Source organism: Chryseobacterium sp. KCF3-3, assembly GCF_045865955.1.
Classification (GTDB): Bacteria; Bacteroidota; Bacteroidia; order Flavobacteriales; family Weeksellaceae; genus Chryseobacterium.
Map to the genome: position 1 here is coordinate 4,853,840 of NZ_AP035792.1, position 23,591 is coordinate 4,877,430.

Below are 23,591 nucleotides of genomic sequence, written 5' to 3' on the forward strand. Positions count from 1 at the left end.
TGTGTATAATTTATTTTCTACAGTTTACCTGTAAAAATCTGTGTCATCTGAGAAATCTGTGGGAACAATACAACTTATTCAAACATTTCAGCCCAACGAACGGCTTTTATTTCTTTTTCGCTGTAAAGATCTCCGATAGACTTTTTAACGTCTAATTTAGGGTATAAATTCACTCCGATCAGCTTTATTTTCCCTTCTTCAATCCATTGCTGCTCTTCAATAGCATGAGCATAGATTTTTTTCTGAACAACCCCTTGTTTCAACAGTTCTAAATATCCTCCAGCTTCTTCAATCTCAACAAATAAATCCCATGCTTTTTCAGCAAACTGCTGGGTAATATCTTCCACATAGTAACTTCCGTTAGAAGCATCTTCAAATACATTGATAATACTTTCGTAAGCCAGAACGATCTGTTGTTTGAAAGAGATCTCTTCCGAGTTATCTGTACTTCTGTCAACAAGATAATTGTTAGAGAAAACGGCATCTGCCCCACCAATCATGGCAGAAGCTAGCTCCAGTGTAGAACGGATAAGGTTATTTTCGTTGTCAGCAACCGCTTTATTTCGCAGTGAAGTTTCGGCAAAGATGTAAGGAACTTCGTCCAGTCCGTATTCTTTGGAAAGCTGATTAAAAACAATTTTAAAAGCTCTCAGTTTGGCCATTTCAAAGAAATAACTTCCTCCTACAGCTATTCTGAAGATCAGTTTACTTAAAACTTCAGCACCATAAGCTTCCACCAATTCCTTAGTTTTTGCAAGAGCAATTCCAAGCTGTTGATAGATAGCAGCTCCAGCATTCTGATGGAGTGAAATATCTACACAGATATTTCTTTTAAAATCTTTAGACAGCAATTCTTTTACCAGCTGATCATCAATAGTTCCTTCTTTTTCATTAAAGACATCAATTAATGAAAAATATTGATCTTCTTCTTTAGGACTGATGTGTCCCGCAAGATCTTTATTATTCACAAAAAGAGTTTTCTGATCAAGGTTTTCTACATTCTGATCCAGCATAAATGCAAATACTTCTTCTTCCAGACTTTCATGGTATCTAGCTACCAAATGGGTGCTTTCTTCAACTCTTGGCAGGTTTACCAAAGGTTTCTGAACCTCTGTATAAAAAGGCTTCACCTCTATTCCTTCCAGATTTTGTTTCTCTAAAACAGGGTAAATATCTTCTGTTTTAAGCTGTTTTTTGACTAGATTTTCCCAGTTTGAAAGTATATCTGTATTTGACATTAGTTTTTTTTATTTGTGAATGGTCAATGGTGAATTCTGCTTCGCAAGTGAATTTTAAAAATTCATTTCATCATTAACGTCATTCTATTCAACTTTTATTACTTTTTAGCCACTTTTGTGCTGTCTACTACCAGAATAAAGATCTCTTCATTCGGTTTTTTCATAAAATAATTTTCTCTTGCGTACTTTTCTTTTTCTGACTTGTTATTCATCAGTTTTTTATAAAAAGCATCATTTTTCTCGTATTCTTTTTTATAATAATCCAGCTGATCTTCATATTTATGAATCTCACCATTCAGTTCATTAATAACAAGAAATGAGGTTTTATCGAAAAAAATCATCCATACCAAAAACAGACAGATCGTAATGGTATACTTATTCAAAACATATTTCTGGATAAGTTTGAATGTTTCAGATTTCGGCTGAATGTCTTTGATAAGGTTGTTTTCTTCCATTTTTTAATGTTTTTTCAACGAATTTTTAATAACGGTAGTTAAAAAATCAATCGCTACGGAATTCTGCTTCATATTGGGGATAATAAGATCCGCATCATTTTTAGACGGCTCAATGAATTCCTGGTGCATTGGTTTCAATGTGGTCTGATAACGGTGTAATACTTCGCTCAGATCTCTTCCTCTTTCCTGAGTATCTCTTCTGATCCTCCTGATAAGCCTTTCGTCAGAATCTGCATGAACAAATACTTTCAAATCAAATTCTTTCAGCAATTCTTTGTTGGTTAAAACAAGAATTCCTTCTACCACCAATACGTTTTTAGGTTCTACAGTGACATGATCTCCTGTTCGGGAATGGGTAACAAAGCTATAAATCGGCTGTTCAATAGACTCATTGTTTTTTAAAGCTTTTACATGTTTTATCAGTAAGTCAAAGTCTATGGATTTCGGATGGTCGTAGTTTAGAGCTTCTCTTTCCGTCAGTGTAAGACCCTGGTTGTCGTGATAATAATTATCCTGAGAGAGGATATTCATTCCCTCAATATCAAGCTGCTGAAGTATCTTATCAACAACTGTAGTTTTGCCGGATCCTGTACCACCGGCAATTCCTATTACAAGCATTGTTTTTTTGTTTCTTTATAGTTGGTACAAATATACTATTTTAGATAAAATATGGCAATGTAAGTGTATTGAGAAATTAAAAGATTAAAGCATTTAAAAATTAAAATATTTTCGGGAAAGCTGCCAGTCTTTATGATTTATTGTTATTACTCAAATTTACTCTCTTGATTTAATAAAAAAATCCGACAATTAATTTGTCGGATTTTATTTTTATACGATTTCGCTTGTTAATTCACGCGAAATTAATTTTTCATGCATAGGCTTCAAAACATCCATTGAGCCTGTTTTTACGGTACACTTGCCTTTGTAATGAACCAGAATTGTGCATTGCTCAGCTTGTTCCAGGGTATGCTTACAAATTTCGATCAGACAGTCTATGACGTAATCAAATGTATGAATATCATCGTTATGCAATACCAGTTTATAAACTTCATCCGTATCATCTAAAACGAGAACTTCTTCTTCGTACTGACGTTTCGGATTCTCGTAATCTTTTATGCTGTTATAAAAATTCATTCTCATGTTTTTAAACTTCTCCTATTTTGTCTGCCAGATGATCTATAGCATTAGGTTCCTGATAAATTAGTTCCACAAGTTCAACACTCTTGTTGTTCATTTTAAGAATTTTAAAGTGATAATCTTCAAGATCAAACTCCTGGTTTTCTTCAGGGATTTCTTCCAGTTCATAAAGAATGAATCCTGCTAGTGAGTTGTACTCGCTTTCTTCGGAAAGAGGAAGTTTTTTAGGAAGGAATTCGTTGATTTCGTCCAAAGGCTGAGTGGCCTGTACCCAATAGGTATTGTCTGCTATTTTATCAACGATTTTTTCTTCATCATCTTCTTCATCCTGAATTTCTCCTACAAGCTCTTCGAGAATATCTTCTAATGTAATAATACCTTCAGTTCCACCAAATTCATCAATAACAATGGCGATATGTTGCTTTTTAAGCTGGAAAGTCTTCAGTAAGTCTGAAACTTTTTTGCTTTCCACCACGAAGAAGGCATCACGCATTAAGTCTTTAAGATCTTCATGATCCAGATTTCCTTTTCTCTTCACAAATTCTCTTATGATTTCTTTTGTGTAGAAAATTCCGATCACATTATCAATGGAATCAATATAAACAGGAATACGCGAGTAACCGCTATCCATGATCTTGTTGATAATATCATTAACATCTTCCTCAAAGTCTATGGAAGTAATATTCTGTCTTGGAACCATGATCTGCTTGGCAGAGTGATCTGTAAAATCAAATGCATTTTTAATGATCTCATAGTTTTCTTCTTCAATCTCACCACTGTCTGCACTTTGTTTTACCAAAAGCTGAAGTTCTTCTGTAGAGTGAATTTCCTGTTCGGAAGCAGGGTGAATTTTTACAAGTCTTAAGAAACCATTTGACATGGAGTTCATCAACCAGATAAACGGTTTAAAAATCGTATAGAAAACTCTCAACGGAACCGCAGTTGCCATTGTAGTTGCCTCAGATTTTCTGATAGCGATTGATTTTGGAATAAGCTCACCAAATACAATATGCATGATGGTAATCAATACAAAACTTGTCACTACTGAAATGGTAGTAATGGTTGTCTGAGTCAAATTAATGCTCAAAGACGTAAAAATATTTTCAACAATATGATGCAGGGCGCTTTCTCCTACCCAACCAAGGGCAAGGGATGCCAATGTAATTCCTAATTGTGTAGCGGAAAGATATTCATCAAGATGTTTGATGATATGTTCTGCCTGCTTAGCCATAGAGTTTCCTTCTGCGGCTTTTAACTGAATTTGTGAATAACGAACTTTAACAATTGAAAATTCTGCGGCTACGAAGAAGCCATTTAGTAAAACAAGAAATAAGGCCAGCAAAAGCCTGACTATGTCCGAGTCCATTTAGAGGTTGTATAAATTTTATTAGCTACAAAGATATGTAAAATAAAAATAACCTGCCTGAATCCGGGATTGATTATTTCAATGAAGGAATTTTCTTAAGAAAATATGGCTTGATATAACACGACTAATTTTAAATTAAAAAAATATTTGGGCTACGTGTTCATTTTTCAGGAAAATAAAGATTTTTGAGTACTAGAAAGCGGTTTTAACCTTATGAAAACAAAAAGCACCGAAAATTTCGGTGCTTTAATTTGTATGTAAAATAATTCTTTACGAATTTTTCAAAGCTTCTGCTCCGGAAACAATTTCCAGGATTTCGTTGGTAATTGCAGCCTGTCTTGCTTTGTTATAGAAGATCACTAGATCGTTCTTTAAAGCTTGAGCGTTGTCTGTTGCTTTGTGCATTGCAGTCATTCTCGCTCCGTGCTCAGATGCTACTGAATCTAAGATGGCTTTGAAAACCTGAGTTTTGATAGACTTTGGAATCAAATTATCAAGAATCTCAGTTCTGTTAGGTTCAAAGATATAATCTGTTTCAACCTGTGGCTCAGTGTTTTCCGGCATTGAGATAGGAAGAAGTTTTTCTGTAGTTACTTCCTGAGTAGCAGCATTAACGAATTTGTTATAGATAACATAAACTTCGTCAAATTTACCTTCTCTGAAGCTTGTCATTACCCCTTCAGTGATATGAGCAACAGCATCAAAGTTCAGATTATCATATACAGAACTTCCATTAGCATATACCGTACGGTTTCTTCTTACAGCATCAAATGCTTTTTTACCTACAGGTAGAATTTCAATCTCATATTGAGAATTATTCTGAGACTGAAGGTTAAGCTCTTTTACGATAGAAGAGTTAAAAGCTCCCGCAAGACCTCTGTTTGAAGTAACAGCGATGAATAGTACTCTTTTAACCTCTCTTTTCTGAGCATATACAGAAATCTGATCAGGATCAGAGCTAGAATTTACATTCTGGATAAGCTCCTGTAATTTTTCAGAATAAGGTCTTAACATTACGATTGCGTCCTGTGCTTTTTTAAGTTTCGCTGCGGAAACCATCTTCATAGCACGTGTAATCTGCATCGTAGATGAAATTGACGTAATTCTGCCTCGTATTTCTTTTAAGTTTGCCATTAATTTGGGTTCAAAGTTTAAGGTCTAAAGTTTAAGGTTTAAAACACTATATTTCAAACCTTAAACATTGAATTTTTTAGTTGTATTTAGAAGCTAAATCGTTAGCTGCCTGCTTAAGAACACCTGTAATATCGTTATCGATTTTTCCAGACTTAATAGCAGCCATTGTATCAGGGTGCTTAGACTTAAGGAACTCGATATATTCGTGTTGGAATTCTTTAATCTTGTTCAAAGGAACGTTTCTCATTAAGTTTTCTGTTCCAGCGTATACGATCGCTACCTGACTTTCTACAGGAAGTGGTGCATTTACCGGCTGCTTAAGGATTTCTACGTTTCTTTCTCCTTTAGAAATAACTGCTAAAGTAGAAGCGTCAAGGTCAGAACCGAATTTAGCAAACGCTTCTAGTTCTTTATATTGAGCCTGGTCAAGCTTCAATGTACCAGATACTTTCTTCATTGATTTGATCTGAGCGTTACCTCCTACCCTTGATACAGAGATACCTACGTTGATTGCAGGACGAACCCCTGAGTTGAATAGATCAGACTCCAAGAAGATCTGTCCGTCTGTAATAGAGATTACGTTTGTAGGGATATATGCTGAAACGTCACCAGCCTGAGTTTCGATAATTGGAAGGGCAGTTAATGAACCACCACCTTTTACGATTGGCTTAAGAGACTCTGGCAAATCGTTCATTTGCTTAGCAATTTCGTCATCAGCGATTACTTTTGCAGCTCTTTCCAATAGTCTTGAGTGAAGGTAGAAAACGTCTCCAGGATAAGCTTCACGGCCCGGTGGTCTTCTCAATAGTAGAGAAAGCTCACGGTAAGCAACAGCTTGTTTAGATAAATCATCATAAACGATAAGTGCTGGTCTACCAGTGTCTCTGAAGAACTCACCGATAGAAGCTCCTGCCATTGCAGAATATACCTGCATTGGAACTGGATCTGATGCGTTAGCTGCAACGATTACCGTATAAGCTAAAGCTCCTTTATCAGAAAGAGTTTTAACGATTTGTGCTACAGTAGAAGCTTTCTGACCGATAGCAACATATATACAATATACTGGTTTACCAGCATCAAAGAATTCTTTTTGGTTGATGATCGTATCGATAGCAACAGTAGTTTTACCTGTTTGTCTGTCACCAATGATAAGCTCTCTCTGACCTCTTCCTACAGGGATCATCGCATCAATTGCCACGATACCAGACTGTAAAGGCTCAGTTACCGGCTGTCTGAAGATAACTCCAGGAGCCTTTCTTTCCAATGGCATTTCGTATAAATCCCCAGTAATAGGACCTTTACCATCGATTGGGTTACCAAGAGTATCTACTACTCTTCCTAACATACCTTCTCCTACTTTGATAGAAGAGATTCTGTTTGTTCTTCTTACTGTATCACCTTCTTTTACTAATTTACTTTCACCAAGTAGAGCAACACCCACGTTGTCTTCTTCAAGGTTAAGTACAATACCTTCTACATCACTAGAAAATTTCACCAACTCTCCGTATTGTACGTTTTCTAACCCGTATACACGAGCAATACCATCACCGATGGTTAAAACTGTACCTACTTCCTCAACGTTTGATTGAGTATCGAAGTTGGCCAATTGCTGTTTTAAGATCGCAGATACTTCTGCCGGATTTATTTCTGCCATTGTATGGTTGTTTTTCTTAATTTAATTGGAAATCTTTTTTAACTTGGTTCAATTTTGTCTTCACAGACGCATCTACCTGCTGGTCACCTACTCTTAGAACATATCCTCCAAGAATTTCAGGCTTCACATTTACTTTCAGATCAAAGTTTGAATCAGCATTTACAAGATTGGTGGATCTTAAAATCTGATCAAGGTTTTCTTTTGAAAGCGGAGTTGCTGTTGTAAGTGTTACTCTCTGTACACCACTAAGGTCTTCAACTTTATTGATGAATTCCTGAGCGATATTTTTCAATTGGTTTTCACGTCCGTGCTTAATAACCAATCTGATCAGGTTCTGAGAAGAGACAGATAAACCTTTGAAAATTTCGTTTGCTACTTCTATTTTCTTTTTAGAATCGATGTAAGGAGTCATGAAAAATTTATTTAAGTCCGCAGACTCTTTCATGATCTTTACTACATCTTTCATTTCAGAAAATACAGTAGCCGTTTGACCTGATTCGTTGGTGAAGTCAAGTAAACCTTGTGCGTATCTTTTAGCTACTTTAGATGTAAGCATTCTTAGTTAAGGTTTGATTTGTTTAAATAATTTTGAACTAATTCGTTTTGAGCTTCGCTGTTGTCTAGCTTTTGCTTCAAGATAGACTCGGCAATGTTTACAGATAAAGTACCAATTTGAGTTTTGATGTCTGCCATTGCAGCATTTTTCTCAGCATTGATAGTCTGTTTAGCAGCTTCGATCATTTTGTCTCCTTCAGCTTTAGCAACATCTTTAGCTTCTCCTACGATTCTGTCTTTAATTTCTCTGGCTTCTTTAAGGATAGCATCTCTTTCGATTTTAGCTTCACGAATGATTCTTTCGTTATCCTCTTTTAAAGTTTCCATTTCTTTTCTAGCTAATTTAGCTTGATTAAGAGCGTCAACAATAGATGTTTCTCTGTCATTGATAGACGTTAAAATAGGTTTCCAAGCGAATTTACCTAACAAAAATAATAATGCTAGAAAAATTACAGACTGGATAATAAATAACCCTGATGAAAACTGATGAATTAATTCCATTATATAAATGTATAAATAATTATTACTTTTTTTAAAGAACCATTACCTGTAACCAACCGTCACAGATAATGGTTTGAATTTAATTAGTTTACTGCGAATAGAGCAGCAAACGCAACACCTTCTACAAGTGCAGCTGCGATAAGCATAGCTGTTTGGATTTTTCCAGATTGCTCAGGTTGTCTAGCGATAGCTTCAAGAGCAGCAGCTCCGATTTTACCAAGACCGATACCTACACCTAGTACTACGATACCAGCACCTACAATTTTAGGGATTTCCATAATATATAATTTTAAAAAATTTGTTTTACTTTAATTTATAATTTCACAATTAGTGAGCTGCATGATGTTCGTGCTCGTGCTCTTCTACTGCCATTCCGATAAACAGTGCTGATAACATTGTAAAGATATAAGCCTGTAGGAATGCTACCAATACTTCCAGTAAATAAATTACTAATGTTAAGAATGGGAATGCAACACCTGCGATGAAATTCTTGAATACATAGATCAATCCGATCAAACTCATTACTACGATGTGTCCTGCAGTCATGTTTGCAAAAAGTCGGATCATCAATGCGAATGGCTTAGTGATTGTTCCTAATAATTCGATAGGAAGCATGATCAGTTTCATTGGAACCGGTACTCCTGGCATCCAGAAGATGTGCTTCCAGTAATCTTTGTTCGCTGAGAATGTTGTAATCAAATACGTAAGGATAGCCAGGAAGAATGTCATTGTAATATTACCTGTAACATTGATTCCGAAAGGCATTAATCCAAGAACGTTAAGGAAAAGAATAAAGAAGAACACGGTTAATAAATAACCCATGAATCTCTTATACTTGTGTCCGATATTAGGAATAGCAACTTCGTCTCTTACAAAGATGATTAGTGGCTCTAAGAATCTTGCTACACCTGTAGGAATTGCTGACTTCTTATAAGATTTAGCCATTCCAACAAATAATACAAACATAAAGATTGACACTAATAAAATGATCAATACACTTTTTGTAATAGAAAGATCTAAAGGCTTCACGTTAGTTGGATGACCGTCTTCACCAAGTGTTAAAGTTCCAGCTGCATCAGTCTTGTAGATTTTCTCATGGTGCAATACATAAAAAGAACCGTCTACTTCAGTAGGCTCTCCGTGCATGAACCCTTCTTTGTTACTCATGAAAGAGTGGAAACCGTTATCATAGATAATAACAGGAAGAGGGAAACCGATGTGGTGACCTTCTTTATCAACCATCAATGTGAAATCATGTGCATCTAATAAGTGATGATCGATGAACTCTTTGTTTTCTTTGCTTACTTTGTCTTTCTCTGAAAGCTCTTGAGCAGGAGCTGCGCCAGCAGTAGCCTCACCGTGCTGTGCAGACACTAAGTTTAATACAAAAATACTGTAGAATAAAACTGCGAATTTCTTAAACATTGATAGGTTTTTTTCGTTGTGCAAAAATATGATATTTTTTCTAGTTTCAATAAATTATTTTACTGTTTTTTATCATGATTAATCAGCTTGATGGCATAGTATGTAAGCAGGGCTGTCAGGACAAAATAGGGCATAATAAAATGAAATTTATAGCCAGGAATCACTTCAAAGTTCAGTTTTTTTCTGATTAAGTACATCAAACCAAATTTTAAAAGGATCAAACCAATAACAGACAATCCTAAAAATTCCGGTGCTACTCTATTGATTAAGATAATAAGAGTGATCATCATCATAAACATGACACTTAGAAAAAGGTAAAATTTAATGATCACAATTTCATCCAGGTGAAAAACAAATTTCCAAAGGGAAAAATGCACCAGGAAAGTCAGAAAGAATAAAATGACAACAAGAATATTGGGATTGATTTTCATTCTATATTTTAATTGATCGCAAAAATAGACTTTTTCTATCGGATTATACCATGATTTGATATTTATCATTTTTCTTGTCTATAATAATATTACGTATATATATATAATATTACCCCTTGAAAAACTTTAGATATGCTAAAAATTCCTTATTTTTGCAAACCTATAATTTACAATAAATATGTTTAATAGTTTACAGGATAAATTAGACAAGGCATTACACAATATTTCCGGTAGAGGAAAAATTACCGAAATCAATGTTGCGGAAACCGTAAAGGAGATCCGTAGAGCATTGGTGGATGCCGACGTTAACTATAAAGTTGCCAAAGATCTTACAAAAAGAGTTCAGGATAAAGCATTAGGAGAAAACGTTCTTACTTCCCTTACGCCGGGACAGTTGATGACGAAAATTGTTCATGATGAATTGGTAGACCTGATGGGAGGTTCTCAGGAAGGAATTAATCTTTCGGGAAAACCAACTATAATCCTTATTGCAGGTCTTCAGGGATCTGGTAAGACGACTTTCTCAGGAAAGCTTGCTAATTATTTACAGACAAAAAGAAATAAAAAACCTTTATTGGTAGCATGTGACGTTTACCGTCCTGCAGCAATTGACCAGTTGAAGGTATTAGGAGGACAGATTAATGTTCCTGTTTTCACAGAAGAAGGTTCTACAAATCCTTCTACCATTGCTGAAAACGCAATCAACTTTGCAAAATCAAACGGTCATGATGTGGTGATTGTGGATACGGCAGGTCGTTTGGCTATTGATGAGCAGATGATGAACGAGATTAAATCTGTTCATTACTTCATTAAACCTAATGAAACGCTATTCGTAGTAGACTCTATGACGGGTCAGGATGCTGTGAATACAGCAAAAGCATTCAACGATGCTTTGAACTTTGACGGAGTTGTTTTAACGAAATTAGATGGTGATACAAGAGGTGGTGCTGCACTGACAATCCGTTCTGTTGTTGAAAAGCCAATCAAATTTATCTCTACAGGAGAAAAAATGGAAGCTTTAGATCTTTTCTACCCGGAAAGGATGGCAGACAGAATCCTGGGAATGGGAGACGTTGTTTCCTTAGTAGAAAGAGCTCAGGAGCAGTTTGACGAAGAAGAAGCTAAAAAACTTCACAAAAAAATTGCTAAAAACGAATTCGGTTTTGACGATTTCCTTAAGCAGATCAATCAAATCAAGAAGATGGGTAACATGAAGGATTTGATGGGAATGATTCCTGGAGTTGGAAAAGCGATTAAAGACGTAGAAATCAGTGATGATGCGTTTAAGCATATTGAAGCTATTATTTACTCTATGACTCCTGAAGAAAGAAGAAGACCTTCTATCATCAATACACAGAGAAAAGGTAGAATTGCTAAAGGTGCAGGAAGAAAAATCGAAGACGTGAATCAATTGATGAAACAGTTCGATCAAATGGGTAAAATGATGAAGATGATGCAAGGACCTCAAGGAAAGCAAATGATGCAGATGATGAGCAAAATGCCAAATATGCCTGGAATGGGTGGAATGTTCGGAAAATAAGAAAGACAAAATCATTTATACAAGAGGCTGCCCAAAAAGTTTGGGCAGCCTCTTGTATTATTACTGTCCGATAAAAAGTATAAATACATTGGAAATATCAATATTTACGGCATGAATTAACAGGTCGCTCCTCCGGAGCTCTAATTTTAAAATAAATACGTCCTATTAACAGTCAGCTCCTATTGGAGCTGGATTTGATCCCATCGGGATCAACTGTTAGTAGAAAAAATGAGATCGCCGTAAAATAAAGCTCTGGAGGAGCGACCTGTTAATTCTATTTAAATTTTATCGAACAAGAATGGTTTTATATAAAGTGTCAGATCTAAAGTTGATTCAAGACATTTATATGACTCTCAAACTCTCCTAAATTCTATTTCTTGAATATGAACTTATTTAAACTTGTACCCCATTCCTAACTGGAAGAAATTCATTTTCAGTTTTTCTCCATCTACAGGATTTTTAATCATATTGGTAAGACCAAAACTGTAACGGGCATCCACGAATAACCCTTTGTATAGATTATAATCAGCTCCCAGGAACAAACCAAAATCTGTAGATTTTAAACTATCATTCAGGAATCTTTCTACATAACGCTCACCTTCTCTGATCCCCGAAGGATCTGCCATACCTGCATTTGGGCCGCTCATTTCGAATTTCACTTTATTATTGGTCTTAAAACTTACGTATGGACCTGCATAAATACCCAATTCAGGAGTTGCATAATATCTTGCGGATACAGGAATTACGATTCTGTTAAGATTCATCTTTTCAGTAACGGTAATACCAGGCATTGAAACCTCTGCTTTTCCTCCAAGGTTAGCATATTCTACCTCTCCCTGAATGGCAAATTTGTTGTTGAATTTATGCTCAACCAAACCTCCGATATAAAAGCCTGATTTGGATTTAAAACCTCCTTCTATTCCTCCCATTTCAAAATCATTTTCATTGGAATTCAGTTTTGATAAGGCATAACCAGCCTTTACCCCGAATGTAGTCTGCGCATTTAAACCTGCAAATAAAGCAATCGCTGATGCTAATAAGATTTTTTTCATGATTATTATTAATTAGTTTTATATTAAAGAAGCCCTAAGATAGGTATCTCAGGGCTAATATATCTATTTTATCCTTTATTTTGCAAATACATATTTAACTCCAAAAGTCACGGAAGTTAAACTGATCCCAAATTTGTAATCATCAGTTCTTTTTGCCCCGTCAATATCTCTTTTGTAAGTATTGTACCCGAATTCTCCTATTGTAGCTTCAATTGACCAGTTCTTAGTCAGGAAATAGTCCAGACCTGGCTTGATATTCACCCCAATATTAGTATAGTTATTTTCTTTATTCAAGGCAGCTGTAAGCAAAGGATCCGCATCGTTAATATTACTGTTTGCATTCATTTTTTCCTTACCAAACTCCAATGGAACCTGTAACTGTCCGAAGATGTATAATTTATCAGATAAAGTCCAGTATTTTCTCACGAATGGAGCTACCACAAAAGCATTATCTGTATATTTAACTTCAAATACATTACTGATGGCAGGATTGCCCAATTTGTATTTTGTAACAGCACTTTTATAGCCTATACCAAGTCCCACAGCCAGATTATTAGTAACGAAATACCCTGCTGTAGGAAGGATTCTGATCACATCATCCTTTCTTTGAGTGTTGAATTCGTCCTTTTCACTGTGATAATATCCTACCTGACCTGAAAGATAAGAAGTTCCTTTTGCAATCTGTGCATTTGACAAACCGAAAAGCGCCACAGCGCCCATCAATACGATTTTTTTCATGATTATTATATTAGTTTTATATAGAAAAAAAGCCCTAAGAGTTTCTCAGGGCTTTCTTGCTATATGCTTTGTTTATTATTTTGCAAATACATATTTAACTCCGAAAGTTACAGAAGATAAATTCAATCCGAAGTTGTAGTTGTTTGTAGCATCACCATCTTTTGGCTTGTAGTTGCTATAACCGAACTCACCGATAGTAGCTTCGATAGACCAGTTTTTGTTTAAGAAATAATCTAAACCTGGTTTAACAGTTACACCGATTTGAGTGTATTTAGCTTCAGTAGAAGTAGAGTTAGAAATTGTAGTGTTTCCAGCTGTAGTTACAGAGCTGTTTTCAGTTTCAGTTTTTCCAAACTGCATTGGTACTGCTAACTGTCCGAAGATGTATAACTTCTCAGATAAAGTCCAGTATTTTCTTACGAATGGAGCAACAACGAAAGCTGGTTGCTTAATTACGTTTTCGCTTACAGTTGTAGCGTTTCCGATAGTAGTAGTCGTAGTAGCTGTAGTTTTTTCAGTTTGGTATCCTACACCTAATCCGATTGCTAAGTTAGTGTTAACGAAATATCCAACTGTAGGTAATACGTTGAAGTTTTCTTTTTTAAGGTTTCCATTGTTAGTTTCTACTTGAGAATAACCAACAGATCCTGATAAATATGTAGTTCCTTTAGCAATCTGAGCGTTTGATAAACCGAAAAGTGCAACAGCACCCGCTAATAATATTTTTTTCATTTTAAAAAATTTTAATACTTTCTGAGGGCAAATTTACAGTGGTCCCCACTAATATTAAAATTTGTTAATGTGATTAATATCATTGTTAAAATTTAGAGTTTTATAAAAATAAATCCTAGTTAAGAGAACTTATTAAGTTTTTCACAATATTATGAATAAAAAAATCACTTTTTTTCAACAAGAGACAAATATATTTAACTTTTTAAATTTTGCAATTTTTTGCAAAACCCCACCAATCCTGGGGAAATGCTAAAATCAATTAACCTAAACTATTAATTTTAAAGTTATTAACTCTTAAAATTTAAACAAATGTTTATTATTTAAAGCTGTTTTTCCTTATTTCTAATCGATATACATCCACTCTATTAAAAATTCCTGATCAGAAATCCGTACAGTCTATATATAAGTAATCAAAAAACTCCGGCCGAAGGCCGGAGTTTTCATATGCAATTGCTTTTTCTTATTTCAAGAAGAAATTATAACCAAGGTTAACAGCTCCTACATTCCAGCTATAGCTTCCCCATCCTGGTAGGTCACGCTTGTTGCTGATAGATTGGTAACCGATGTACAACTCCCCTTTAGACATTTGATATCCAAATTTAGGCTGTGCATAGAAACCACCATCTACTCCATCTTTTGTAGAAATACCGTATCCAAGGTCTAATCCTACAAAGATAGGAGCTCCTTTAAATCTATATTTCCCGGAAACAGCTACAGGAACAAATCCGAAATCATCAAAGTGATCTTTTCCGAAGAAATGAGAATATCCTGTGGTTACCCCAAGGTCAAGACCTTTAGCAATATTCCACATATAAGCTGCATCTACTCCTAATGTAAACGAAGATACATCACTTGCATCTGATACGGGAACACCAATATGTCCACCGATTTTAAAACCTTCCTGCGCTTGAGCAGCACCTCCTAAAAGTGCAAAAGCACCTAGTAATAATAGTTTTTTCATTTTTTTAGTAGCTTTGAATTACTGTGCAAAAGTACTAATTATTTTTATCATCAGAATAAACTACCTATAACAGGAAAAGCAGGACAAATGTTGTCCTGCATTATATTATTATTTGATAACTAAAATTTCAGAATTAGTTTCCTCCGAATTTGAAACCTACACCCACCTGAGCAAAGCTGTTCTTTACAGAACCTCCGCTGTTGTCATTAGATAGGTTGGACACTCCTAAGCTGTATCTTGCATCAAAGAAAAGTCCGTTTTCCAGCATATATTCAACACCTAAGAACGGAGCAAGGTTCAATGATTTGATATCTTTTTTGATATCTACATCACCGCCTTCACCTTCCATTTCTACATCAAGGAAATCTGAACCGATGACAGTCTTCTGCTTAGCGGTAAGGATAATTCCCACGTTAAGACCTGCAGCTACAGAGAAACCTTCTGTAATAAAGTATTTTGCAGAAACAGGAACCAAAAGAGTCCCGAAAGTCACTTTAGTTGATTCCCCAAAATACATCCCTCCAGCGTTTACTCCATCAATTTTTTCTTTAGCTCCAAGTGGAGAATACAAAACCTCTCCCTGAACAGCAAAGTTATCATTGAATTTGTACTCAGCCATTCCACCGATATAGAAGGTATATTTAGGAGACATTTTTCTTCCGTCAAGATCATCTTGCTTATCGTCTAGTTTAATGGTAGACATTGCGAAACCAGCTTTTGGACCAAATCGAAATTCTTGTGCGTTGGCACAAATTCCCATAGCAGCGACCGCTGCAACAAGTAAAAGTTTTTTCATGTTTAATTAGTTTTTACATTTAAAGGTCTGCAAAACTAATTATTTTTTTCAAATTAACAAATTTAAACTAACCAATTTAAGGTTAATGAAAGGTTAATGAAAACTTTTACAAATTCAGAACTAGTCGTTTCTTAGTCTTTTTTCCTCATCGTTATAAGCCAGGATAATCTTTCTTACCACCGGGTGTCTTACCACATCTTCTTCTGTAAGATGTACAAATCCGATTTCTTTTACTCCATTTAAAATTCTCATCGCTTCTTTCAGTCCGGACTGCTGGTTTTTCGGAAGGTCAATCTGGCTCGGATCTCCTGTGATAATGAACTTGGCATTCATCCCCATTCTGGTAAGGAACATTTTCATCTGAGCATGAGTGGTGTTCTGTGCTTCATCAAGAATTACAAAAGCATCATCCAAAGTACGCCCTCTCATGAAAGCCAATGGTGCTACTTCAATCACTTTCTTCTCCATGAAACCTTCCAGTTTCTCATGTGGAATCATATCACGAAGTGCATCATATAAAGGTTGTAAATACGGATCAAGCTTTTCTTTAAGATCACCAGGAAGGAATCCCAGACTCTCCCCTGCTTCTACAGCTGGCCTTGTCAGGATAATTCTTTTCACCTCTTTATCTCTCAAAGCTCTTGCCGCCAATGCCACACTGGTATATGTTTTTCCGGTACCTGCAGGTCCAATGGCAAAAACCATGTCCTTTTTCTCCGTCTCTTTTACCAGCTTTTTAAGATTGGTCGTCTTAGCTTTAATTACTTTTCCGTTAACTCCTTTTACAATGATATCCTGATCGAATACCAGTTGTTTCTCATTTTCGTCTTTAATATTCAATATGTTTTCAACATCTTTCAGCCCTATTGAATTGTTTTTGGAGATAAAACTGACAATATCATCCAGTTTTTGTTTCAGTATGTCTAAAGCTTCCTGATTTCCCATGGCAAAGATAAAATGATCTCTTCCTGTAATTTTAATGGTTGGAAAGCTTGATTTTATTAAGTTGAAATATTGGTTATTAACTCCATAGAAGATTTTCGCATCGATATCTTCCAAATCATATGTTAATTCAAACATGCAGTATTTTTATTTTTAGATTTTAAAATTAAAGCTTTTTTTCAAATTTATATCAAATTCTTTTCAACAATCTTTCGGGCTTTCTTTTTATTTTAAATAACTTTGCAATACTACACTATTCTATAAATTGCTCATGTCAATTATTACCCTTACTTCGGATTTCGGAAATTTAGATTACAGAGTTGCCGCTGTGAAAGGCAAAATTCTGTCTCTAAACCCTGAGGTTAATATTATTGATATAACCCACGATATCCAGGCATTCAACCTTATACAGACTTCGTATATTGTAAGGAATGCCTATAAATATTTTCCTAAAGGAAGCATTCACATTCTTTCCGTAGACAGTTTTTACAACAAATCGAGAAAGAATCTCATCTATAAAGCAGACGGATCTTATTTCCTGGCAGCAGATAACGGCCTTTTAAGCCTTATATTTTTTGATATTAAACCGGAAGCGATCTACGAACTTACGCTGAACAATCGTTTTGACGACGTTATCAACTTCACTTCTACAGATATTTTTGTTCCTGCAGCAGTACATCTTGCCAATGGCGGACTTCCTGAAGTCATAGGAAGGAAAATAAACACCGCAAAACAGCTGATGTTTCCACGAGCGGTTTATAATGAATCGGAAGGGATGATTATTGGTGAAGTGACGTATATTGACAATTTCGGAAATATAATATCAAATATCAATAAAGATTTTTTTGAAAACATCAGTAAAGGCTACAGCAGTTTTACCATAAAATTCAGAAATTTAAGTCTTTCAAGAATATTTTCCAGCCATACAGAGGTCGTTTCAGACTGGAAAAGGGAGACTGAATTCCACGGACAGTCTGCTGCTATCTTCAATGATAGCCAGTTATTGGAGCTTACCATCTACAAAGGAAGCAAGAAAAACGGTGCTAAAAGCCTGTTTGGGCTGAATGTAGGCGAAAATATTTATATCGAATTCAGCTAAGATTATATATTTCTTAAAAAAACCGATTTTTTTTATATATTTGTCAAAATCTAAAAATCAAAAATGGCAGAATACAAATTATTGCTTCCATCCATGGGAGAAGGGGTTATGGAAGCGACAATTATCACTTGGTTATTCAATGAAGGTGATAACGTAAAGGAGGATGACTCCGTAGTAGAAATTGCAACAGATAAAGTAGATTCAGACGTACCGACACCAGTTTCGGGGAAAATTGTAAAAATTTTAAAGCAAAAAGATGAAGTTGCAAAAGTAGGTGAAGCCATTGCTATTTTAGAAATTGAAGGAGAAGGTTCAGCTTCAGAAGAAGTAAAAACTGAAACTCCTGCGGCGACTCCGGATGCTGAAACTTTAAAAGCGATTGAAGAGCCTCTACAAACAGTAGCTGCTTCAAACGTAGAATTCTCAGGAGACCTTTATTTATCTCCACTCGTAAAATCTATCGCACAACAGGAAAATATTTCTGAAACTGAACTGAAATCTATCAAAGGAAGCGGTTTAGAAGGAAGAATTACCAAAGAAGATATATTAGCGTATGTTGCTAACAGAGGAAGCAAGCCAGCTCAGCAGGCGGCTCCGGTACAGGCAGCTTCTACTCCACAACCGGCAGTATCTGCTCCTGCAGCTACCATTCCGGTAAGTGCAGGTGATGAGATCATTCCAATGGACAGAATGAGAAAGATCATCGCTGAAAACATGGTAAAAGCAAAACAAATTGCTCCACACGTTACTTCATTCATTGAAACAGACGTTACCAATGTTGTAAAATGGAGAAATAAAAACAAAGCAGTATTCGAAAAACGTGAAGGTGAAAAACTGACTTTCATGCCTATTTTCGTAAAAGCTGTAGTGAAAGCAATCCAGGATTTCCCAATGATCAATGTTTCTGTAAATGGTGAAAACATCATTAAAAAGAAAAACATCAATATCGGTATGGCTACTGCCCTTCCGGACGGAAACCTTATTGTTCCTGTTATCAAAAATGCAGATCAGTTATCTCTTTCAGGTCTTGCAAAAGCAATCAATGACTTAGCTTACAGAGCAAGAAACAAGAAATTGAGACCAGAAGATACTCAAGGGGCAACTTATACAATTTCTAACGTAGGAAGTTTCGGAAACCTTATGGGAACACCGATCATTCCTCAGCCTCAGGTAGCTATTTTAGCAATCGGAGCGATCGTTAAGAAGCCTGCAGTTCTTGAAACAGCTGATGGAGATGTAATCGCAATCAGAAACTTAATGTTCATGTCTCACTCTTATGACCACAGAGTGGTAGACGGTTCTCTGGGAGGAATGATGCTGAAGCACGTTCACGACTACCTTGAAAACTGGGATCTGAACACAGAAATATAAGTAATAAGCAATGGGTAATAAGTAATTGTTACCGATTTCAAATAAAAAAACCTTCGAGTTATTTCGGAGGTTTTTCTTTTTTCAAATCAATTCTTTTGAAGTTTTAAAACATCAAACAGTATTAATTAAAATTATTAAATACCCAATAAAATACTAATTTAAAAACAAAATCAACAATCAATCAATTATCACTTTACATTATAATCGCTTTTTTAGCCATTACATTTACAAGCATTAAATTTAAACAGAAACAATCATAATAATTTGGATCCGGATTAAAGAAAGTTTTTTGGTTTGACGAAATTGAATGAAAAGCTCATTATCGAGATATACATCAACTTTCTTTAGGATAATATTTCGGTGATTATCATTGAAAATACTGACGGACGGAAACGCTAAAATCATTTCAAAGTTTTTAAACGAAACATAATTTCCAAAATTTTACCGTAATTTCATCCCTCAAAACCTGCAAATGCTGAAAATTTTCGCCCTCATAAAAAGATCTCTCAAAAATTCCTTCGATAATATCCGGAATGAACAGCTGAAACACAACCTGCTTCAGGCTATTCCCTTTTGGATAGGATCTGTAATTACAGGTTTTTTTGCTGTAATGTATGCACAGGTATTTGCATGGGGTGAACATCTCATGAATTTTATTTTCGACTGGCATGCATGGATGATTTTCATTATTGCTCCCGTAGGGTTTGTATTATCATGGTGGCTGGTGAAAGAATTTGCGCCCAATGCCAAGGGAAGCGGTATTCCTCAAGTGATGGCAGCTGTAGAACTGGCTAATCCGAAAGAACATAGGAAAATCAGGAATCTGTTAAGTATTAAAATTATTTTTTTCAAAATACTGTCTTCCGTGATCCTCGTAATCGGAGGAGGTGCAGTAGGACGTGAAGGCCCTACCATTCAGATTGCAGGTTCAGTTTTCAGAAAAGTGAATGAATACCTTCCGGAATGGTGGCCAAAGATTTCCAAGAAAAACATGATTATGACGGGAGCAGCGGCTGGTCTTGCGGCAGCATTTAATACTCCGCTTGGAGGAATTGTTTTTGCGGTTGAAGAGTTGTCAAAAACCCATATCAATTACTTTAAAACGGCTTTATTTACAGCAGTAATCATTGCAGGTCTTACCGCTCAAACATTGGCAGGATCTTATTTATATCTGGGATATCCGAAAACCAATGATGTTTCTTTAATGGTCATGTTTCCGATTATACTGGTGGCTGCCACTGCCGGTATTCTTGCCAGCCAGTTATCAGTTACCATGCTTAAAATCAATAGCTGGAAAAAGAAAAAACTGAAAACGGATAGAGCCAATGTAGTTTTTCTTATTGCTTGTGCTTTAATTATTGCTTCCATCGCTTATTTCATCAACAGAGAAGTTCTGGGATCAGGAAAAGAAATCATGGAACGCGTCCTTTTTACTAAAGATAAACATGAAGACTGGTACGTTCCCATTCTCAGAATGCTTGGCCCTGCGCTTTCCTTTACCTCAGGAGGTGCTGGTGGAATTTTTGCTCCGGCTCTTACTGCGGGAGCAAGTATAGGTTCTGTAATTTCAGGAATTATTCATTTAACACCTAACGAAACCAATGTGGTGATTCTGGCGGGAATGGTCGCTTTTCTTACCGGTATCACGAGAGCTCCGTTTACTTCGGCCATTATTGTACTGGAAATGACGGACAGACATTCATTGATATTCCACCTGATGCTTGCCGGAATGGTATCTTCTATTGCATCTATCCTGGTGAGCAGACATTCTTTGTATGATGTTTTGAAGGTAAATTTTCTAACGGAAATCAGGTCCACAGATGAAACTGAATCCAAGAATCAATAACAAAGATGAATAAATATTCTAAGGAAACGCTAACTATTTCACCAATCCCCTTGCATATAAGAAATATATTCTCTACTTTTGCACCTCGAAATAATTAACAAATTTTTTAACATTATGAACAATTACGAAACTGTTTTCATTTTAACTCCCGTTCTATCTGAGGCACAGGTAGAGGAAGCAGTGAACAAGTATGTAGATCTAATCAAAGAAAAGAACTGCGAAATCGTTGCTAAAGAAAACTGGGGATTAAAAAAATTAGCTTACCCAATTCAATTGAAAAAGAATGGGTTCTATACTTTAATCGAATTTAAAGGAGAAGGTACTGTAGTTGCTGATTTAGAATTAGCATTTAAGCGTGACGAAAGAGTAATCCGTTACCTTACTACAAAACTTGACAAGCACGCTGTAGAGTACGCTGTAACAAGAAGAGCTAAAGTAAAAGCAGCTAAAGCTTAATTATTAACCTTATTTTTTAAAAAAGACAAGACATGGCAATAGATGAAATGGCTAAACAAGCCTCAGCAGGAGGAGAATCAGAAGTAAAATTCCTTACTCCACTTGATATCAATACAAAATCTGAAAAGAAATATTGTAGATTCAAAAAATACGGAATTAAGCACGTTGATTACAAAGATGCTGATTTCTTATTACAATTTGTAAACGAGCAAGGTAAAATTTTACCAAGAAGATACACTGGAACTTCTTTAAAATACCAAAGAAAAGTTTCTGCTGCTATCAAAAGAGCAAGACACCTTGCTTTACTACCATACGTAGCTGACTTATTGAAATAAGACAAAAAATAAATAAAAGAAGAGGTCTCCTCTTCTTTTGTTGCTGAATACATCATTAATTCTAACTTAATTTTAGATATAAAACTAAAATCTTAAAAAGGACAACAACAATGGAAATTATCCTAAAAAAAGACGTAGAAAACTTAGGACTTGAGTTTGATACAGTAAACGTAAAGCCAGGTTATGCTAGAAACTTCTTAATTCCTCAAGGAATTGCTCTTTTAGCTACCCCTAAAAACAAAGCTGCTTTAGAAGCTACATTAGAAGCTAGAAAAGAAGAAGAAGCTAAATTAATCGCTGCTGCTAACGCTGTAGTTGAGCAATTGAAGAAAACTTCTATCACGATCCCTGCAAAAGTAGGTACTGGTGACAAATTATTCGGATCTATCAACAATGCTGATCTATCTGCTGCTTTAGAAAAAGCTGGTGTTTCTGTAGAGAAAAAATATATCAAAATTCCTGGTAACACTATCAAGAGAACTGGTAAATTCGCAGCTCTTATCAGACTTCACAGAAATGTAGAGTACAACTATGAGTTTGATATCGTATCTGACGCTCCAGTTGTAGCTGCTCCTGCTGCTAAGAAAGAAGAAGTTAAATCTGAAGAAGCTTAATTAAGCAACTGAGATTTTCTCACAATACAAAACCACTTCAATTTATTGAGGTGGTTTTTTTATTGAACTACCCCGTCTTTTTGCTGTGCAAAAATCCACCCCTTCAGGGAAGGGGAATGTAGGAAATCTTAACAACTATTACTCGTTGTATTAGCTTTTTAACAACCTTACACATAAGAACGCAAGAAAACCTATCCCACACTATAAAACCCGGTACCACATACCCCGTACCCCGTAACCCGAATCTCAAACCCTCAAACTCTCAAACTCTCAAACTCTCAAACTCTCAAACCCTCAAACCCTCCCACTCACTACTTATCTCCTCTCAATTTATGCTGATACTCCGTAGGGGCAGTACCGATTACCTTTTTGAAAATATTACTGAAAGACGACAGGCTGTTGTACCCTACCATCATAGCAATTTCGTACATATTGTATTTTCCTTCCAGCATCAGCTCAAGAGAGCGGGTAATTCTCAACGCTCTTAGAAAGCGAATGTAATTCATGCCCAGAATCTCTTTAAATTTCCTGGAAAGGGTTCTTGTACTCATTCCAAATTCTTTTGCGGTAGATTCGATCGTAAGGGGCTTCTCAAGGTTAGCATGGATATATCTTGCAATCTTCAGTAAGGTTTCATCTTTAGGAAACGGATGTTGTATGGGAAAGGCAAGGTGTTTGTGTTTTTTCTCCTGCAAAACGCCTTTAAGTGCTTTGAGGAAAAAGTATTTAGAGGTATCATTTTTTGTGATTTTCCCATCCCATTCTTTAGTATACAAAATCATCTCCCGCAGTAAATTATTTACTGAATAAATATTAATTTCATCAAAAAAGCCACTTTCATTTTCTTCTTTCTTAAAATAAAAGTTATATAAATCAACCTTTGGACTGGTAGAAAAAATATAGTGGGGAGTTCCGGCTGGAATCCACATAAAACATCTGGCAGGAAGATACCAGTGTTTCTGATCTGTAAAAACATGTACAATACCGCCTTCTGCATAGACTAACTGTGCAGAACTGTGATAATGAATCTCCGTGGTTACATTTCCGGTAAGGACATGATAAACATAAAATTCGGTATCATCTTCTTCTACTTCTTTAAAATGGCTGTTGTTCATCCCATAAAGGTAAGAAGAATTTCCAAATTGGCGTAAATGAGCAAATCTTTTTCTGTTTTCACAAATAGGGTCTGTAGCTTCTCATCGTAACTTTGCTG

General features: G+C 35.7%; 26 protein-coding genes. 7 read left to right on the top strand and 19 right to left on the bottom strand.

The features are described 5' to 3' along the window. Positions 1–74 precede the first annotated feature (74 nt). From ACKTTZ_RS21630 to ACKTTZ_RS21685, 12 genes are all read right to left on the bottom strand, one after another. Entirely contained in the window at positions 75–1,238 is a 1,164-nt protein-coding gene (locus ACKTTZ_RS21630) for a methylmalonyl-CoA mutase family protein (protein ID WP_407846597.1), read from the bottom strand. Between the two features lie 98 nt (positions 1,239–1,336). After that, positions 1,337–1,693 carry a septum formation initiator family protein gene (locus ACKTTZ_RS21635; RefSeq protein WP_034697620.1) on the bottom strand — a complete coding sequence of 119 codons (357 nt, stop codon included), beginning with the start codon at positions 1,691–1,693 and terminating at the stop codon, positions 1,337–1,339. Positions 1,694–1,696: 3 nt separating this feature from the next. Continuing rightward, positions 1,697–2,311, bottom strand: a complete 615-nt coding sequence (udk, locus tag ACKTTZ_RS21640) for a uridine kinase (RefSeq protein ID WP_034697618.1) — start codon at positions 2,309–2,311, stop codon at positions 1,697–1,699. Between the two features lie 210 nt (positions 2,312–2,521). Then, the gene (locus ACKTTZ_RS21645) at positions 2,522–2,827 is read right to left on the bottom strand and encodes an ATP-dependent Clp protease adaptor ClpS (RefSeq protein ID WP_099049883.1); all 306 of its coding nucleotides are present in this window, start codon (positions 2,825–2,827) and stop codon (positions 2,522–2,524) included. A gap of 10 nt (positions 2,828–2,837) precedes the next feature. After that, a complete protein-coding gene (locus ACKTTZ_RS21650; RefSeq protein WP_034695416.1) occupies positions 2,838–4,196 on the bottom strand; it encodes a hemolysin family protein in 1,359 nt (452 codons plus the stop codon). A 270-nt stretch (positions 4,197–4,466) separates the two neighbouring features. Then, a complete protein-coding gene (atpG, locus tag ACKTTZ_RS21655; RefSeq protein ID WP_034695417.1) occupies positions 4,467–5,330 on the bottom strand; it encodes an ATP synthase F1 subunit gamma in 864 nt (287 codons plus the stop codon). A 76-nt stretch (positions 5,331–5,406) separates the two neighbouring features. Then, the gene (atpA, locus tag ACKTTZ_RS21660) at positions 5,407–6,984 is read right to left on the bottom strand and encodes a F0F1 ATP synthase subunit alpha (protein ID WP_034695418.1); all 1,578 of its coding nucleotides are present in this window, start codon (positions 6,982–6,984) and stop codon (positions 5,407–5,409) included. A 16-nt stretch (positions 6,985–7,000) separates the two neighbouring features. Next, on the bottom strand, positions 7,001–7,540 hold the full coding sequence (atpH, locus tag ACKTTZ_RS21665; protein WP_034695420.1) for an ATP synthase F1 subunit delta: 540 nt from the start codon (positions 7,538–7,540) through the stop codon (positions 7,001–7,003). Positions 7,541–7,542: 2 nt separating this feature from the next. Continuing rightward, entirely contained in the window at positions 7,543–8,040 is a 498-nt protein-coding gene (locus ACKTTZ_RS21670; protein ID WP_034695422.1) for a F0F1 ATP synthase subunit B, read from the bottom strand. An 83-nt stretch (positions 8,041–8,123) separates the two neighbouring features. After that, entirely contained in the window at positions 8,124–8,318 is a 195-nt protein-coding gene (gene atpE / locus ACKTTZ_RS21675) for an ATP synthase F0 subunit C (protein WP_002979108.1), read from the bottom strand. Between the two features lie 49 nt (positions 8,319–8,367). Further along, complete coding sequence (gene atpB / locus ACKTTZ_RS21680) at positions 8,368–9,465, bottom strand: F0F1 ATP synthase subunit A (protein WP_047429822.1); 1,098 nt, start codon at positions 9,463–9,465, stop codon at positions 8,368–8,370. Between the two features lie 59 nt (positions 9,466–9,524). Continuing rightward, positions 9,525–9,896: a hypothetical protein gene (locus ACKTTZ_RS21685; protein ID WP_034695426.1), complete on the bottom strand. Its 372-nt coding sequence runs from the start codon at positions 9,894–9,896 to the stop codon at positions 9,525–9,527. 178 nt (positions 9,897–10,074) lie between these two features. On the opposite strand from ACKTTZ_RS21685, the gene ffh reads away from it, so the two are divergent. Further along, positions 10,075–11,436 carry a signal recognition particle protein gene (gene ffh, locus ACKTTZ_RS21690; RefSeq protein WP_407846598.1) on the top strand — a complete coding sequence of 454 codons (1,362 nt, stop codon included), beginning with the start codon at positions 10,075–10,077 and terminating at the stop codon, positions 11,434–11,436. Between the two features lie 389 nt (positions 11,437–11,825). On the opposite strand, the gene ACKTTZ_RS21695 is transcribed toward ffh, so the two are convergent. The 6 genes from ACKTTZ_RS21695 to ACKTTZ_RS21720 form a co-directional block, all read right to left on the bottom strand. Next, positions 11,826–12,488, bottom strand: coding sequence for a porin family protein (locus tag ACKTTZ_RS21695; protein ID WP_407846599.1), 663 nt, complete (start codon positions 12,486–12,488; stop codon positions 11,826–11,828). A gap of 75 nt (positions 12,489–12,563) precedes the next feature. Continuing rightward, the gene (locus tag ACKTTZ_RS21700) at positions 12,564–13,226 is read right to left on the bottom strand and encodes an outer membrane beta-barrel protein (protein WP_034695432.1); all 663 of its coding nucleotides are present in this window, start codon (positions 13,224–13,226) and stop codon (positions 12,564–12,566) included. Positions 13,227–13,301: 75 nt separating this feature from the next. Beyond that, on the bottom strand, positions 13,302–13,958 hold the full coding sequence (locus tag ACKTTZ_RS21705) for an outer membrane beta-barrel protein (RefSeq protein WP_034695435.1): 657 nt from the start codon (positions 13,956–13,958) through the stop codon (positions 13,302–13,304). Positions 13,959–14,418: 460 nt separating this feature from the next. Next, positions 14,419–14,919 carry a hypothetical protein gene (locus ACKTTZ_RS21710; protein ID WP_253317403.1) on the bottom strand — a complete coding sequence of 167 codons (501 nt, stop codon included), beginning with the start codon at positions 14,917–14,919 and terminating at the stop codon, positions 14,419–14,421. A 133-nt stretch (positions 14,920–15,052) separates the two neighbouring features. Then, positions 15,053–15,715: a porin family protein gene (locus ACKTTZ_RS21715; RefSeq protein WP_034695437.1), complete on the bottom strand. Its 663-nt coding sequence runs from the start codon at positions 15,713–15,715 to the stop codon at positions 15,053–15,055. Positions 15,716–15,835: 120 nt separating this feature from the next. After that, positions 15,836–16,795 (bottom strand): PhoH family protein, encoded by a 960-nt coding sequence (locus tag ACKTTZ_RS21720; protein ID WP_002979097.1) that lies wholly within the window; start codon positions 16,793–16,795, stop codon positions 15,836–15,838. A gap of 133 nt (positions 16,796–16,928) precedes the next feature. Between ACKTTZ_RS21720 and ACKTTZ_RS21725 the strand changes: the two genes are divergently transcribed. The 6 genes from ACKTTZ_RS21725 (at position 16,929) to rplI (ending at position 22,378) form a co-directional block, all read left to right on the top strand. Beyond that, entirely contained in the window at positions 16,929–17,756 is an 828-nt protein-coding gene (locus ACKTTZ_RS21725; protein WP_034695439.1) for an S-adenosyl-l-methionine hydroxide adenosyltransferase family protein, read from the top strand. 63 nt (positions 17,757–17,819) lie between these two features. Further along, a complete protein-coding gene (locus tag ACKTTZ_RS21730; RefSeq protein ID WP_034695441.1) occupies positions 17,820–19,127 on the top strand; it encodes a dihydrolipoamide acetyltransferase family protein in 1,308 nt (435 codons plus the stop codon). Between the two features lie 472 nt (positions 19,128–19,599). Then, positions 19,600–20,973 (top strand): chloride channel protein, encoded by a 1,374-nt coding sequence (locus ACKTTZ_RS21735; protein ID WP_253317404.1) that lies wholly within the window; start codon positions 19,600–19,602, stop codon positions 20,971–20,973. A gap of 114 nt (positions 20,974–21,087) precedes the next feature. Further along, a complete protein-coding gene (gene rpsF / locus ACKTTZ_RS21740; protein ID WP_034695444.1) occupies positions 21,088–21,429 on the top strand; it encodes a 30S ribosomal protein S6 in 342 nt (113 codons plus the stop codon). A gap of 32 nt (positions 21,430–21,461) precedes the next feature. Then, the gene (gene rpsR, locus ACKTTZ_RS21745; protein ID WP_002979091.1) at positions 21,462–21,764 is read left to right on the top strand and encodes a 30S ribosomal protein S18; all 303 of its coding nucleotides are present in this window, start codon (positions 21,462–21,464) and stop codon (positions 21,762–21,764) included. Positions 21,765–21,874: 110 nt separating this feature from the next. Continuing rightward, entirely contained in the window at positions 21,875–22,378 is a 504-nt protein-coding gene (gene rplI / locus ACKTTZ_RS21750; protein WP_034695445.1) for a 50S ribosomal protein L9, read from the top strand. 311 nt (positions 22,379–22,689) lie between these two features. On the opposite strand, the gene ACKTTZ_RS21755 is transcribed toward rplI, so the two are convergent. Then, entirely contained in the window at positions 22,690–23,493 is an 804-nt protein-coding gene (locus ACKTTZ_RS21755; protein ID WP_407846600.1) for a helix-turn-helix domain-containing protein, read from the bottom strand. Positions 23,494–23,591: the final 98 nt, after the last annotated feature.

Excerpts from the sequence above, each read along its gene's own strand:
- ACKTTZ_RS21630 (WP_407846597.1), bottom strand. The coding sequence starts at position 1,238 with ATGTCAAATACAGATATACTTTCAAACTGGGAAAATCTAGTCAAAAAA.
- ACKTTZ_RS21635 (WP_034697620.1), bottom strand. The coding sequence starts at position 1,693 with ATGGAAGAAAACAACCTTATCAAAGACATTCAGCCGAAATCTGAAACA.
- udk (WP_034697618.1), bottom strand. The coding sequence starts at position 2,311 with ATGCTTGTAATAGGAATTGCCGGTGGTACAGGATCCGGCAAAACTACA.
- ACKTTZ_RS21645 (WP_099049883.1), bottom strand. The coding sequence starts at position 2,827 with ATGAATTTTTATAACAGCATAAAAGATTACGAGAATCCGAAACGTCAG.
- ACKTTZ_RS21650 (WP_034695416.1), bottom strand. The coding sequence starts at position 4,196 with ATGGACTCGGACATAGTCAGGCTTTTGCTGGCCTTATTTCTTGTTTTA.
- atpG (WP_034695417.1), bottom strand. The coding sequence starts at position 5,330 with ATGGCAAACTTAAAAGAAATACGAGGCAGAATTACGTCAATTTCATCT.
- atpA (WP_034695418.1), bottom strand. The coding sequence starts at position 6,984 with ATGGCAGAAATAAATCCGGCAGAAGTATCTGCGATCTTAAAACAGCAA.
- atpH (WP_034695420.1), bottom strand. The coding sequence starts at position 7,540 with ATGCTTACATCTAAAGTAGCTAAAAGATACGCACAAGGTTTACTTGAC.
- ACKTTZ_RS21670 (WP_034695422.1), bottom strand. The coding sequence starts at position 8,040 with ATGGAATTAATTCATCAGTTTTCATCAGGGTTATTTATTATCCAGTCT.
- atpE (WP_002979108.1), bottom strand. The coding sequence starts at position 8,318 with ATGGAAATCCCTAAAATTGTAGGTGCTGGTATCGTAGTACTAGGTGTA.
- atpB (WP_047429822.1), bottom strand. The coding sequence starts at position 9,465 with ATGTTTAAGAAATTCGCAGTTTTATTCTACAGTATTTTTGTATTAAAC.
- ACKTTZ_RS21685 (WP_034695426.1), bottom strand. The coding sequence starts at position 9,896 with ATGAAAATCAATCCCAATATTCTTGTTGTCATTTTATTCTTTCTGACT.
- ffh (WP_407846598.1), top strand. The coding sequence starts at position 10,075 with ATGTTTAATAGTTTACAGGATAAATTAGACAAGGCATTACACAATATT.
- ACKTTZ_RS21695 (WP_407846599.1), bottom strand. The coding sequence starts at position 12,488 with ATGAAAAAAATCTTATTAGCATCAGCGATTGCTTTATTTGCAGGTTTA.
- ACKTTZ_RS21700 (WP_034695432.1), bottom strand. The coding sequence starts at position 13,226 with ATGAAAAAAATCGTATTGATGGGCGCTGTGGCGCTTTTCGGTTTGTCA.
- ACKTTZ_RS21705 (WP_034695435.1), bottom strand. The coding sequence starts at position 13,958 with ATGAAAAAAATATTATTAGCGGGTGCTGTTGCACTTTTCGGTTTATCA.
- ACKTTZ_RS21710 (WP_253317403.1), bottom strand. The coding sequence starts at position 14,919 with ATGAAAAAACTATTATTACTAGGTGCTTTTGCACTTTTAGGAGGTGCT.
- ACKTTZ_RS21715 (WP_034695437.1), bottom strand. The coding sequence starts at position 15,715 with ATGAAAAAACTTTTACTTGTTGCAGCGGTCGCTGCTATGGGAATTTGT.
- ACKTTZ_RS21720 (WP_002979097.1), bottom strand. The coding sequence starts at position 16,795 with ATGTTTGAATTAACATATGATTTGGAAGATATCGATGCGAAAATCTTC.
- ACKTTZ_RS21725 (WP_034695439.1), top strand. The coding sequence starts at position 16,929 with ATGTCAATTATTACCCTTACTTCGGATTTCGGAAATTTAGATTACAGA.
- ACKTTZ_RS21730 (WP_034695441.1), top strand. The coding sequence starts at position 17,820 with ATGGCAGAATACAAATTATTGCTTCCATCCATGGGAGAAGGGGTTATG.
- ACKTTZ_RS21735 (WP_253317404.1), top strand. The coding sequence starts at position 19,600 with ATGCTGAAAATTTTCGCCCTCATAAAAAGATCTCTCAAAAATTCCTTC.
- rpsF (WP_034695444.1), top strand. The coding sequence starts at position 21,088 with ATGAACAATTACGAAACTGTTTTCATTTTAACTCCCGTTCTATCTGAG.
- rpsR (WP_002979091.1), top strand. The coding sequence starts at position 21,462 with ATGGCAATAGATGAAATGGCTAAACAAGCCTCAGCAGGAGGAGAATCA.
- rplI (WP_034695445.1), top strand. The coding sequence starts at position 21,875 with ATGGAAATTATCCTAAAAAAAGACGTAGAAAACTTAGGACTTGAGTTT.
- ACKTTZ_RS21755 (WP_407846600.1), bottom strand. The coding sequence starts at position 23,493 with ATGAACAACAGCCATTTTAAAGAAGTAGAAGAAGATGATACCGAATTT.